Origin of the sequence: Corallococcus sp. AS-1-6 (assembly GCF_020037015.1) — a bacterium.
Lineage (GTDB): Bacteria > Myxococcota > Myxococcia > Myxococcales > Myxococcaceae > Corallococcus.
Genome location: NZ_JAIQDE010000018.1, coordinates 86705 through 99951, shown reverse-complemented (window position 1 = coordinate 99951; position 13247 = coordinate 86705). Strand labels below are relative to the sequence as shown.

The following is a 13247-nucleotide window of genomic DNA, read 5'->3' as shown; positions in this document are numbered from 1 at the left end:
GTCGCGTGCTGGCCTCCAGCCATGCCGGGCAGGATAGCGGGCGCTTCCGGGCGTCACAACCTGGCGCCCATCCCGGCTGCTTCAGGTGACTCGCGGGGTGGGATGCACGCCTGGGGACCCAGGGGGGCGCCGTCAGACGAGGATGAGGTCGTCCTCGTCGTCCGCCTGGGCGCTACCCGTCTGGGTGCCCAGCACGTGCTCCGTGCGGCGCAGGCGTTCGTCGCTCAGGTCCGAGACGAGCATCAGCACCTGCGGGTGGCTGGAGATGAGCGAGTCGAAGTCCTCGCGCGGCAGGCGCAGCAGCGTGGTGTGGCGCGTGGCCTCCACGGTGGCGGTGGCCGGCGTCTTCTGCAGGAGGGAGATCTCCCCGAAGAGGTCCCCTTCCTTCAGGAGGGTCAGCCGCTGCGCGCTCTTGTGGACCTCCACCTCGCCGGAGAGGACGACGTAGAGACCGTCCGTGGCGTCGCCTTCGCGGATGATGACGTCGCCGCGCTCCACGTCGCGGGCCCGGAAGCGCTCCACCAGATTGCGGCGGTCCTTGCGGTTGAAGGGGCGGAACAGCGCGGAGCTGTTCATCACGTTCGCGAGGAGCCGCTCGCGGCAGAACTTCTTGAGGGCCCTGGCGACGGGCGGATGGCTGCGCGAGAGCGTGGCGAGCACGGCGGCGGAGATCTCGAGCACCTGCGTGTCGTCGGATACGGACTCCACGGAGGCGGCGCGCGGGGCTCCGGACAGGAGCGCCATCTCGCCGAAGAAGGCGCCGACCTCCAGCGTGGCCAGGTCCTGGCGGCGGCCGTCCTCTTCTCTGAAGACGCGCACGCTGCCTTCGCAGATGACGTAGAAGGCGTCGCCGTGGGTACCCTGCGCGAGGATGCGCTCGCCGGGGCCGAAGCGCCGCAGGGGGCAGCGTTCGAAGAGCTGGATGAACGCGTCGCGCGGCAGGTCGGAGAACAGCGGGATGGACGGCAGCGCGTCCCAGGTACCGGGCCCGGCCTCCTCGGTCAGCTCGTGGACGGGCTCCTCCTCCTGCGCGTGTTCGGCCAGTCCGCGCTGGGCCGCGAGCTCCACCGCGTGCAGCAGCGAGTCTGCTTCGATCTCCAGCTCCGTGAAGCTGGAGACGCGCAGGGACGCGCGCCAGGGCTCCGGGGCTCCGGCGGTGGTGGGCACCACGGAGGCTCCGGCGGCGACCGTGGCCGTAGGCCTGGAGGGCGTGTCGACGCGGCGGGGGCGCAGGCCGGGGGGCGCGGCCTGCGCGGGAGGCTTCGGCTCGGTGGGGGCCGGCGCTGTGTCGGGGCCCGTGATGGGCGGCGCGAGCGCCTGCCAGCGCCCGCTGGGCGTCCGGATCTGGGGAAGCTCGAACATGGGAGCTGGGGACGGCGGTGCGACTCGAACGGACTGGCCCGTCAGCGCGGGTGCGGCGGCTGGCGCGGCGGCGACATGCACCGCGTGTGTCTCAGGCGGCGCTGGAACGGCCGCCGACCGCGGGGGAACGGTTACAGGCGACTCGGGGACGGCCGCAGGTGACGCGGGGGCCGCCGCAGGCGGCGCGGGGACGGCCGCAGGCGGCGCGGGGACGGCCGCCGAAGGCGGGGGAACGGCTACAGGCGGCGCGGGAACAACCGCAGGTGACGCGGGGGCCGCCGCAGGCGGCGCGGGGACGGCCGCCGACGGCGGGGGAACGGCTACAGGCGGCGCGGGATGGCTCGCTGTCGTTGGCGCGGCGGAGCCGTGCACCGCGGGCGCCTCGGGCGTCACGGGCGCTTCGGGCACGTCCTGCGCGGGCGCGAGTTCCACCTCGACGGAGAGGACCACCTCGGCGTCGTCCGCGACGGGCGCGGGTGCGCTCGACAGGGCCAGCTCGGGCGGGAGTGAGTCCGACAGGTCCACCGGTGCTCCGCCGGCCTCCAGCGGCTCCGGGGGCACGGGGTGGGTGGCCTCCGGCGGGGGCTCCCGTTGGGTGACGAGGCTCGCGGCGGTGGGCGCGGTGTCCTTCGGCTTCGCCCTGGACGTGGCCGGCGTGCCCCGTCGCGCGTACAGGTCCGCGAGCATCTGCTGCACGCCCTGGTGGGACGGATCCAGCTCGAGGATCAGCTTGCTCGCGGCGATGGCGCGCGGGAGGAAGCCCTCCTTCGCGAAGCCCTCCGCCGCGGACTGGTACGCGGAGACGGCGCGGTCACGCTGTCCGGCCTTGGCCCACGCATCGCCCATGCGCAGGCGGCTCTGGTGGTCCTTCGGCTCCGCCTGGCAGTAGTCCTCGTACAGCTCGGCGGCCTTGGCGAAGCGGCCCTTACCGAAGGCCTCCGTCGCCTTGTCCTTGAGCGCGCGGGACTCCATTCACCGCGCCCCGCCGGCCGCCGTGCCTTCCTTCGTCGGCGAGGCCCCCGCCGCGACGCGGACCTCGCGGAAGTAGTCGCCCTTCAGCGCGTCCAGCGGCTCGGCCTCCGCGCCGGTGTTCATCTTGCGCAGCGCCGTGGCCGCCGCGGCGCGGATCTCCGGCAGGTCGTGGTACAGGTCCCGCCCCACCACCTCCGCGGACTTCGCGTCACCCATGGCTCCCAGCGCCAGCAGCACGTCGCGCCGGGCCACGCTGTTGGAGTCGTCCAGCGCCTTGAGCAGCGTGGGCACCGCGCCCTTCGCGCCCATCCGCCCCAGCAACTGCGCCGCGAGCGCCGCCTCCGCCCCACCCTCCTTCACCACGACCTGCAACGCCTCCGACGCGGACGCCGGCGGCGGCCCCACGCGCGTCAGCGCATCCAGGACCACCAGCTTCTCGCTGCCCATCTTCGGCAGCGATTCCACCAGCGCGAGCTGCCCGGCCTCGCCCTGCTCCGCCAGCGCCAGCGCCAGCGTCTTCTGCAGCTCGCGGTCGGGCTCCAGCAGCGCCGCGCGGGTCACCTCGATGCCCTCCGGCCCCACGGACGCGAGCCCCACCAGCGCCGCCGCGCGCAGCACCGGGCTCGCGTCGTCCGCGTAGCCCTTGAGGATCTCCAGCGCTCCGGGCGCCTTGAGCGCCCCCAGCGCGGTGAGCAGCGTGGCCAGCGGCTGCAGCTTCGCGGGCTCCACGTCGTCGCTCAGCTCCGAGGGGACTCGCGGCGGCACCACCACCCGCCCGGCCTGCTTGGCGCGGGCCGCGTTGAGGGCCTGGAGCCGCTCGAAGAGCTGCGCGTGCTTGGAGGACCGGGGATCTTCCTTCCCCTTCGCCGCGTCCGGGCGCGGGGCCGACGGATCCAGGTCCGCGGCGTACTTCTGCGGCAGCGCCTGCGGGATCCAGTCTGCGCGCAGCGTCGCGAGCCCGGCGACCTCCTGCTCGTAGAGCTTCTGGATGACGGGCACCACGGAGGCATCGCCCACGTGCGTCACCGCCTCCACCGCGAGCGTGCGCGGCCCGGCGTCCGGCTGGTTGAGCCACGGCGTCACCTTGGGCAGCAGCGCCTGCGCCGCCGGGCCCAGGCCCGTCACCGCCTGTAGCCCCGACGCCGCGGTGGCCGGGCGCGACAGCCGGTCCGCGATGGGCTCCGCCGGGCAGCCGCCTCGCGAACGCATGGCGCGGGCGGCGTCCAGGGCTTCGTCCCGGGCGCCGTCGAGCGCGATGGCGCACAGCGCGGCGTCCGTCGCGGGCGTGCGCGGGAAGGTCAGGATGGCGTCGGTGGCCAGCGGGCTCACCGCGCTCTTCTCCACCGCCACCGCCTGGAGCTTCGTCGCGGCGGTCGGGTCCTGCAGCTTCATCAGCGCGCCGATGGCGGACTCGCGCAGCTCCGGGAAGCTCTCGTCGAGCAGCAGCGCGATGGGGGCCACCGCGCGGGTGTCGCCCGCGTCGCCCAGGCCGCGCACGGCGGCGGCGGCGAGGATGACCTGGCTGTCGCGCACCATGGGCAGCAGCCGGTTCACCGCCTCCGCGCGGCCGCTCTTGCCCAGCTCCTCCGCGGCGCCCACGCGCTCCGGGAGCGCGCCCTCGGTGAGGGCCAGGAGGTTGCGGTCCCAGAGGCCCTTGGACTCGGCGGCGACGACGGTGGCCATGGCGCCGGGGACGTTGGCGCTCTTGAGGGCCTGGACGATGACCCGGCGCGTGGCGCGGCCCCGCCGTCCGTACTGGAGCGTGAGGTACGCCTTGGCCTTGTCGTTCTTCACCTTGGCGAGCGCCAGGGCGGCCTGGCCCTGCACGGCCTCGTCGGGATCCTCCAGGAGCTCTCCGAGGAGGTCCACGACGCGCGGGTCCTGGCTCTCCCCGAGCGCGCTGGCGGCCTCACCGCGGACGATGGCGGAGAGGTCCTTGGCGGCGCGGGTGAAGAGGACCAGGTCGTCCGCGTTGTTCTGCTCGGCGAGCTTCCTCACGGCCGCGGCGCGGATTTCGGGACGGGGGTCCTGGATCTCCGCGAGGAGCTGATCCCGGTTGCCGTTGCACCCGACGAGGAGGGTCAGGGCGAGGAAGAGGGGTCGCACGCGGATTCGCATCGTTCTCCCGGAGCGGCGGACGCTGGAGGTAGGCGGCGGTTATATCAACGCCCTCCCGGGCCGCCCACCGACGGAGCGACCCAGGAGGAGGGGTGTTTCAGCGGGAGCGGCCACCGCGAGGGGGCGGACGGCCTGCCCCTCCCCGAGGCGCCTTGCTGTTCCAGCGCGGCTCGGAGGCGCGTGTCTTGCGCTCCTTGAAGTCCTGGTATCCGCCGCCGCGCTCGCCCGGGGGCGCCTTCTTCACGCCCGCGCGGACGATGCGCTCGCCCGAGCCGCTGGACGAGGACTCACCGCCGCCGCGAGACCGGCTGCCGGAGTCCTCGCCACGGGGCTTCCACTCGCGACGCTCGGGACGGCCCGCGGACTCGCCACGGGGCTTCCACTCGCGACGCTCGGGGCGGTCACCGCCAGCGGGCTTGCCGAAGCGGCTGCCACCGCGAGGAGCACCGCCTTCGGAGCGGCCTGCGCCAGCGGGCTTGCCGAAGCGGCCACCGCCACGAGCGCCACCCTCTTCGCCACCGAAGCGGCTTCCACCCGCCGGCTTGCCGAAGCGGCCGCGAGGAGCGCCACCTTCGTCACCGCCACGGCCCGCGCCGGCCGGCTTGCCGAAGCGACCACCACCGCGAGGTGCACCGCCTTCGTCACCGAAGCGACCCGCGGGCTTGCCGAAACGGCCGCCACCGCGAGGCGCACCGCCCTCGGCACCGAAGCGGCCTGCGGGCTTGCCGAAGCGGCCGCCACCGCGCGACGCACCACCCTCGGCACCGAAGCGACCGCCACCACGAGGGGCGCCTTCGTCACCACCACGGCCTGCGGGCTTGCCGAAACGGCCGCCACCGCGAGGCGCACCGCCCTCTTCACCGCCGAAGCGGCCCGAAGGCTTGCCGAAGCGGCTGCCACCGCGCGACGCACCACCCTCGGCACCGGCACGGGCAGGCCTGCCGAAGCTGCTGCGCGGAGCCTCATCACCATCGCGGCTTTCCCGGGCCGGCTTTCCGAAGCGGCCCGCGCCACGAGCGCCGCCCTCGTCATCGCCGAAACGACCCGCGGGCTTGCCGAAGCGGCCACCGCTACGGGGAGCATCTCCCTCCGCGCCAGCACGGGCCGGCTTGCCGAAGCGACCGCCACCGCGAGGAGCGCCGCCCTCTTCGCCACCGAAGCGGCTCGTGGGCTTGCCGAAACGGCCACCGCCGCGAGGAGCGCCACCCTCTTCACCGCCGAAGCGGCTCGCGGGCTTGCCGAAGCGGCCCGCGCCGCGAGGAGCGCCACCCTCTTCGCCACCGAAGCGGCTCGCGGGCTTGCCGAAACGGCCCGCGCCACGCGGAGCACCGCCCTCTTCACCACCGAAGCGGCTCGCGGGCTTGCCGAAGCGGCCACCGCCGCGAGGAGCATCGCCCTCCGTGCCAGCACGGGCCGGCTTGCCGAAACGCCCGCGCGGAGCCTCATCACCACCACGGCCCGCACCGGCCGGCTTGCCGAAGCGGCTGCCACCGCGCGACGCACCATCCTCGGCACCAAACCGGCCACCGCCACGGGACGCGCCACCCTCGGCACCGAACCGGCTGCCACCGCGCGACGCACCACCCTCGGAGCGCCCCGCGCCGGCCGGCTTGCCGAACCGCGCGGCGCCACGGGGGGCTCGCTCACCCTCGGTCTTGCTGGAACGTCCCGCGCCTCGCGCGGCCTTGCCGTACGTGGCTCCCTCGGCGGCGTCCGACTCCACCTCGTCACCGTCGTCGTCGAACGTCGGCACGTCCTCCAGGTCCGCGTCGTCGTCCGTGGCCAGCGTCGCCCCGCGCTTCGCGAACTTCGGCGGACGCGTGCCTCCGTCCTGCACGCCCTTCCACTCCTTGCGCTCCGGACGCGCCTCGCGGGTCTTGGGCCCCGTCGCGGCCTTCTTGGCCGCGCGCTCCGTCTTGCGCGGCGCCACCGGCGCGTCGTCGTCCATCGACAGCTCGACGTCGTCGTCATCCGCCCCGCCGAAGCCCGGCGCCGAGCGCCCGTGACGGCGCGGCGGCAGCTTCAGGTCCGACGCGTTCGGCTGCGCACGGCCCTCCGCCACCTCCGTGAGCTGCATCACCTCCGCGGTCTTCAGCTTCCGCAGCTCACCGGGGCGCAGGCCCTCCACGCCGATGCCCGCGTAGTTCGGACGGAACAGGCGCACCACCGGGTGCCCCACCGCCGCGCACAGGCGCTTGATGAGGTGCGGACGGCCCTCCGCCACCACGATCTTCAGCCAGGTGTTGCGCTCGGCCTTCTCGAAGATGTCCACGGACACCGGCGTGGCCATGCCGTCTTCCAGCCGCACGCCCCCGCGCAGCTTCTCCAGCGTGGGCATGTCCGGCACGCCCTTCACCTTCGCCAGGTACGTGCGAGGCACCTGGAAGCTCGGGTGCGTGAGCTTGTGCGCCAGCGCGCCGTCATCCGTGAAGAGCAGCGCCCCTTCGGCGTCGTAGTCCAGACGGCCCACGGGGAACAGGCGGCGGCCCGTCTCCTCCACGTAGCTGGCCACCGTGGGCCGGCCCTGCGGATCCGACAGCGTCGTCACGACGCCCACGGGCTTGTAGAGCAGGTAGTACGACGATTCTTCCGGCGGCGTGACGAGCTTCCCATCCACGGTCACCAGGTCCACCCCGGGCTCCACCCGGCTGCCCAGCTCCGTCACCGTCTCGTTGTTCACTCCGACGCGACCGGAGGTGATGAGTTCTTCCGCGTGCCGGCGCGAAGCCACTCCCGCGCGAGCCAGGTACTTCTGCAAACGTTCCGCCGCCATGCCTTGCCTTCTTCCAGTTGCCGCCCGTCACTCGGGCTTGGGCCCCTCGCTATCACCCTTCTCGGGCGAAGGGGGGCTTTCCAGGATGCTGGCGCTGACCTTCTGGCTCCGCTCCGCGGCGGCCATGGCCTCCTCCAGCTCCTCCAGGGCGGCCTCGCTGGCCGCCTCGTTCTTCTCCATCCGCTTCGTGAAGTTCGGGTCCGACAGCGCCGCCACCGTCCCCTCCGCCTTCGGAGCCGGGGGCGCCGCCTCCTTCTCCACGATCTCCCGGTGCTCCTGGGTCAATTCATGGAATTCACGGAGCGTGGGCAGCGCGGACAGGTCCTTCAGCGCGAAGAACTCCAGGAACTCGCGCGTGGTTCCATAAAGAATGGGGCGGCCGACTTCTTCCCGCTTGCCCAGGATTTTCACCAGCTTGCGGTCCATCAACGCCTTGAGCACCGCGCCGCAGTCCACGCCGCGGATGTCCTCCAGCTCCGGGCGGGTGACGGGCTGCCGGTACGCGATGATGGCCAGCGTCTCCACCGCCGCCCGGGTGAGCCGCTGCGGCTTCACCCGGAGGTAGCGCCGGACGTACTCCGCGGAGTGGGGATCCGTGCGGAACTGCCACCCGCCCGCCACCTCGTAGAGGACGACGCCGCTGATGCCCTCGCGGTGGATGCCGGAGAGCTGATCCAGCGCCTGGAGGATGGGCTCCCGGGGGATGCCGGTGGCCTGGTAGAGCTCGTCCACGTTGAGGGGGCGCTCGGCGACGAAGAGCACGCTCTCCAGCACCGTGCGGATGCGGTCCGGGGAGAGGTTGCGGCTCTTGGCGACCAGCTTCTCGAAGGAGGACTGGAGGTCCGGGACGTTGTCGGTGTCGTCCGAGTCCTCCTCGATGGCGGCCGCCTCCACCCCGTCCAGCTCCGCGTCGTCCGGGCCGGGGCCGGTGACGGCGGCGATCTCCTCCTCGGAGAACTGTCCGGGGCCGCCGGGCGTGCCGGGGGCGGGCGTCTCGTCAGCGTCGTCGGGACCGTTACCGGTAGTCACTCTCGTCGACCTCCGTGGGGATGAGCTTCTCCAGCGCGTCCCCGTTGGGCGTCACCTGGATGGGGCCCAGGGGCTCCTCCTGGAAGACCTTGATGAGGCGGCGCTTCACCATCTCCAGCATGGCGATGAAGGTGATGACCACCTCCTGGCGCGTGGCCGCCTCCGTGAACAGCGCCTCGAACACCACCTGCCCGTCCTTCTTGAGCCGCTCCGCCAGCCGGAGGATGGCCTCGGACAGGCTGACGCGCTCCAGCACCACCTCGTGCTGCACCTTGGGCGTCAGCCGCTCGAGCACGCGGTCGAGCGCCTCCACCAGCTTGAGGACGGAGATCTCCTGGAGCCCGACCTCGTCCTCCGGGATGGGGACCGCCTCCACGGGCACCTTCCGGGCGAACACGTCCCGGTCCAGGATGTCCTGCTTGGCCAGGTGCTCCGCGGCCTCCTTGTACTTCTGGTACTCCAGGAGCCTGCGCACCAGCTCCGCGCGAGGGTCCTGAGCCTCCTCCACCGAGGCGAGCACGTCCGCGCCTTCGGGCACCTGGGCCGCGTCCTGCCGGGGCAGGAGCATGCGGCTCTTCAGGTGGGCGAGCGTGGAGGCCATCACCAGGAACTCCCCGGCGATGTCCAGGTTCAGCTCCCGCATCCGCTCGAGGTACTCGAGGTACTTGGCGGTGATCAGCGCCAGCGGGATGTCGAAGATGTCGACCCGGTGCTCCTTGATGAGGTGGAGCAGCAGGTCCAGGGGACCCTCGAAGTTGGGCAGCGCCACCCGGAAGGCGTCTCCGGGCGTGCGCGGCAATCCCTCCCCGTCGGGGTCTGGCGGGAGGTCGTCGGGCGGTGGGGGCTTGCGACCTTCGCTCACCGGCCGGCGTCCTTCTGGGGGGATGGGAACTTCGTCATGCGGAAGGGGCCGAAATTCCAGCCTTTACGAGCGCCGGAGGGACAGACCTCCTTAGCAATGCCTCCCAGGGGGGTCAAACATTTGAACAGGAACGGGCGTTCAGGGGATTCCCACGGCCCGTCTCACCTGGTCCATCAGGCGGGTGGCTTCCGCCCGGGCGCGGTCGGCGCCGTCCTTGAGGATGCGCTCCAACTCGCCGGGGTCGTTGAGCAGCTCCTGGCGGCGCTGGCGGGCGGGGCCGAAGGTGACGTGGAAGGCGTCCAGGAGCTTCTTCTTGAAGTCGCCGTAGCCCTTGCCGCCGGCCTTCCAGGACGCGTCCACGTCGGAGAACTCGCCGGGCGGGAGCATCAGCTTGAGCAGATCATAGAGCGGCGCGTCCACGGTGGGCTTGGGCGCGTCCACGGGCGTGGAGTCCGTCTTGATGGACATGATGCGCTTCTTGATGTCCTTCTCCTCGCCGAACAGCTCCAGCGTGTTGCCGTACGACTTGGACATCTTCTGTCCGTCGATGCCGGGCACGGTGGCGGCGTTCTCCTGCACGAAGGCGGAGGGCAGCTTGAGGATGCCGGGCGCGTGGCCCCGCTCCTTCCCTTCCGGGTCCGCCGGGTCGTAGCCGGGGACGTACTGGGTGTTGAACTTCACGGCCCAGTCGCGCGCGAACTCGATGTGCTGAATCTGGTCCTTGCCCACCGGCACCTGATCCGCGCTGTAGAGCAGGATGTCCGCGGACATGAGGACGGGGTACGCGTAGAGGCCGAAGTCCGGGCTGATGCCGCGGGCGACCTTGTCCTTGTAGCTGTGGGCGCGCTCCAGGTGGGCCTGGGGCACCACGGTGCCGAGGATCCAGTTGAGCTCCAGGACCTCCTTCACGTCGCTCTGGCGGAAGAGGACGGCCTTCTTCGGATCCAGGCCCAGCGACAGGTACGTGAGCGCCGCGTCGCGCGTCAGCTCCAGCGCGAGCTTCGGGTCCCTCACGGTGGTGAGCGCGTGGTAGTTGGCGATGAAGTAGTAGGCCTCGCCCTGGTCCTGGAGCTGCACGAACTGCCGCATCGCCCCGTAATAGTTGCCGATGTGCAGCCTTCCGGACGACTGGACGCCTGAGAGAATCCGCATCGCGATTCGCGCTCCGAATGACGGGTGGAGGACACGGTTCGTTCGCACACCCGCCGTCACGCTGCAACCTTCCGTTGGGACAGGTGGGCCCTTTCAATGCCTGACACCCGCATGCCCGGCCTTGCTGGAACATTTCGTCCGGGCAGGAAAAGTCCAGGAGTTTCGAGGGGTTGAGACGTCTCGGGTCTCCCAGTTACCCTGGCGGCCGGCGCAGCATGCGACCTGCCTTGGAGGGCGCCCCCGGATGGAAGCGTTCACAGGAAACCTGGCCAGCTACCGGCTCCAGTTGGTGTTGCCCCCGCTGTACGCGACGCCAGGGGTGGAGGGGACGCTGCGGGTGGAGCGGGGCGCGGTGCGCCGGGAGTTCTACCTGCGGGACGGGCACCTGGTGGGGGTGGCCTCCACGGATCCGAGGGAGCACCTGGCGCAGGTGCTGGTGAACCTGCGCATCCTGGAAGCGCCCCGGGCGGCGGCGGCGTTCGAGGCGGCGGAGGGGGCGAACCTGCCCTACGGCACGTTCCTGGTGCAGCGCTGCTTCGTGGAACTGTCGCAGTTGACGGAGGCGATGGAGCACAAGGCGCGCGAGGCGCTGTTCGACTGCTACACCTGGGAGTCGGGCGAGGTGGAGTTCACGCCGGGGCTACCCCTGTCCGGCCGGGCGGTGGGCCTGCGGCTGCCGTTGAGCACGCTGCACCGGGACGCGGTGGCGCGGGTGCAGGAGTGGGCGCAGTTCCGGGACATCTTCCCGCGCCTGGACACCACGTTCCGGGTGTTCCGCGAGTTCGCGGTGGAGACGTTCTCCGAGGAGGAGGACGTGCTCCTGGACCTGGCGGCCGGAGGCGCGACGCTGGGCGAGCTCTTGGCGAGCGCGAGGGAGGCGCCGTTGTTCGCGGCGCGCTGGGTGCTGCACCTGTACCGGCGGGGGGCGCTGGCGCCGCACCGGTCGACGGGCCCCACGGTGGGCGAGTCCACGGAGTTCACGGAGCTGTTGGCGCTGGTGCGCGCGTTCCTGTCGTCGCGAAAGTACGACCTGGCGGTGGCGTTGGCGGCGCAGGTGCTGGAGCGGGGCCCGGTGCCGGAGGCGCACGCGCTGTACCGCGAGGCGGAGGTGGGGCTGACGCTGGCGTTGAGTGACGCGCTGTTCGCGTTGGACGGGAGGCTGGTGTTCGAGCCCATCCCCCGCCCTGCCCCGGCGGACCTGACGGCGGACGACCTGTACCTGTACTCGAAGCTGAGGGGCAGCCGGAGCATCCGTCAGGCGCTGCGCACGGCGGCGATGGGAGAGCTGGCCGCGTCCCGGTCCGTGGAACGGCTGAGGGCCGCGGGGCTGATCCGCGTGGCGCCCCTGGCGCCCGGTGCGCCAGAGCCCGGGCCAAGGCGGACGACGACGGATCCGTACGGGTTGAACCTGGGGGACCTGGGCGGGAGCTGACGCTCAGGGGAACTTGAGCGTGCCCTCGCGCCAGGCCTTGAGGACGTAATGCGCAGCGAGCCCATTGCGCCCTGGACGCTTCTCGATCCAGAGCAGTACCGGCTCACCGAACTCGGGAGCAAACTCCATGGCATGAGCCGCGACGTTCGTTCGGACGGTTTCGTTCTCGCTCTGGAGAAGGGGGAGGAGCTGGGACGTCGCGCCACGGCTCCGAAGCTCCCGATAGGCTGCGGAGATCTTGTCGGCGGCGCGATTGGCGGACCGTGAGTCCGCAGCCTCCAGCGACTGGCCATATGCGATGGACGCCTCCGCGTACCACTGGACGAGTTCTTCGATGCTGGCCTTTTGAAACTTCCGGGTGCTCAAGGAAGAGCTCCAAAGCGAATGAGGGTCTCTATTCCGAAGTCGCGTTGCGCCTGAAAGGACTGGCTGCTTAACCATTGCCGAATGGTCTGTGGGCCCGTGAGAGCGACTTCCTTCGACGAGTAGTAGGCGCTGATCCGTTGGTGGACGGCTTCGTCAATCGCGATCACGTTCTCGGTGTTGTGCACGGCCTGGGGACCGAAGCGCTGCACGTTGCCGTCCGTCTGCTCGACGATGTGGTGCCACTGCTTCCCCGGCCCCGCGGGTCCTCGGGCCCTCTTGAGGGCGCTGAAGGAGTTCCAGGAACGCGCCCCTCCTGGCGGGGTGCTGGCCGGAGTCTTCGCCGCCATGGCGACCGCCGTGGATGGCAGGGCGAGCGTGATGATGCCACCCGAGACGGACACCGCCCTCACCTGCTCGAGGCTCGCGACGTTGATGCCGACACGTGAGGCCACCGCCGCGCCTCCCGGGAAGTTCGGCAGCGTCGCGATCCTGGCCGCCAGCAACGAGGCGCCACCGGTCATGCCGTGGCTCACCGCGACCGTGAACGCGAGGACCATCACCCGTGCGATGGAGGGACCGACCCGGGCGGCGAAGCGCTGGCCGGACGCATCCAGCTCCTTCCAGGTGGTGGCCTGATCCGTCGCGAGCTTCAGGTCCTGACTCGCGTCAATCAGCTCCAGGAACGTCTCCGCGCCCAGGTAGATCAGCAGCAGCGCGGAGATGACCGCCGCGGCCTTGGTGAACGCAGGCTCGGGATTGGCGGCCAGCGCCGCCCAGGTCACGAGCCCCGTGGCGATCACCGCGTAGAAGAGCTGGGGCGCCAGGGTCTCCTCCACGGCCCTCGCGATGCTCTCCTTGAGCGGGTCGAGGGACAGCGTCAGCGCCACGCCGAACTTGTCCCAGTCGCTCAGCCCCATCACGTCTTCGAGCAGCGAGATGCAGCCACTCCGACGGAGGCCCGGCTCGCAGAAGCCTCCGAACGCACGGTCCGTTTCGCCCGTGGGATGGGAAGCGCGCACCCAGTCGACTGGCCGCGAAGCCCGGAGGCGCAGCGGCGTGACCAGGACCAGCCCGGTCAGCGCCTGTTCAAAGGCCCCCTCCCCCACGGTCACCGCCCGGACGGGAGACGCCGGGCTGAACTCGATGGGGGCACCTTCGCCTGTATCCAGCCGCACCCTGCC

9 protein-coding genes are annotated in these 13247 nt (G+C 71.7%); 1 reads left to right on the top strand and 8 read right to left on the bottom strand.

The genetic code is table 11. The features are described from left to right. Nucleotides 1-132 precede the first annotated feature (132 nt). The 6 genes from K8612_RS23895 to trpS form a co-directional block, all read right to left on the bottom strand. A complete protein-coding gene (locus K8612_RS23895) occupies nucleotides 133-2334 on the bottom strand; it encodes a cyclic nucleotide-binding domain-containing protein (protein ID WP_223763987.1) in 2202 nt (733 codons plus the stop codon). Next, entirely contained in the window at nucleotides 2335-4452 is a 2118-nt protein-coding gene (locus K8612_RS23890; protein WP_223763986.1) for a HEAT repeat domain-containing protein, read from the bottom strand. 97 nt (nucleotides 4453-4549) lie between these two features. Further along, the gene (locus tag K8612_RS23885) at nucleotides 4550-7225 is read right to left on the bottom strand and encodes a pseudouridine synthase (RefSeq protein ID WP_223763985.1); all 2676 of its coding nucleotides are present in this window, start codon (nucleotides 7223-7225) and stop codon (nucleotides 4550-4552) included. 27 nt (nucleotides 7226-7252) lie between these two features. Beyond that, a complete protein-coding gene (scpB, locus tag K8612_RS23880) occupies nucleotides 7253-8254 on the bottom strand; it encodes an SMC-Scp complex subunit ScpB (RefSeq protein WP_223743043.1) in 1002 nt (333 codons plus the stop codon). Beyond that, a complete protein-coding gene (locus K8612_RS23875; protein ID WP_370639975.1) occupies nucleotides 8241-9053 on the bottom strand; it encodes a ScpA family protein in 813 nt (270 codons plus the stop codon). The genes scpB and K8612_RS23875 overlap by 14 nt, the downstream gene beginning before the upstream one ends. Nucleotides 9054-9254: 201 nt before the next feature. Continuing rightward, on the bottom strand, nucleotides 9255-10268 hold the full coding sequence (gene trpS, locus K8612_RS23870) for a tryptophan--tRNA ligase (protein ID WP_223743041.1): 1014 nt from the start codon (nucleotides 10266-10268) through the stop codon (nucleotides 9255-9257). Nucleotides 10269-10512: 244 nt separating this feature from the next. On the opposite strand from trpS, the gene K8612_RS23865 reads away from it, so the two are divergent. After that, nucleotides 10513-11700, top strand: coding sequence for a DUF4388 domain-containing protein (locus K8612_RS23865; protein WP_223743040.1), 1188 nt, complete (start codon nucleotides 10513-10515; stop codon nucleotides 11698-11700). Nucleotides 11701-11703: 3 nt separating this feature from the next. Here the strand turns inward: K8612_RS23865 and K8612_RS23860 are convergent, their stop codons facing one another. Then, a complete protein-coding gene (locus K8612_RS23860; protein ID WP_223763984.1) occupies nucleotides 11704-12066 on the bottom strand; it encodes a DUF2019 domain-containing protein in 363 nt (120 codons plus the stop codon). Further along, nucleotides 12063-13178, bottom strand: a complete 1116-nt coding sequence (locus K8612_RS23855) for a hypothetical protein (RefSeq protein WP_373692133.1) — start codon at nucleotides 13176-13178, stop codon at nucleotides 12063-12065. Before K8612_RS23855 ends, K8612_RS23860 begins: the two co-directional genes overlap by 4 nt. Nucleotides 13179-13247 lie beyond the last annotated feature (69 nt).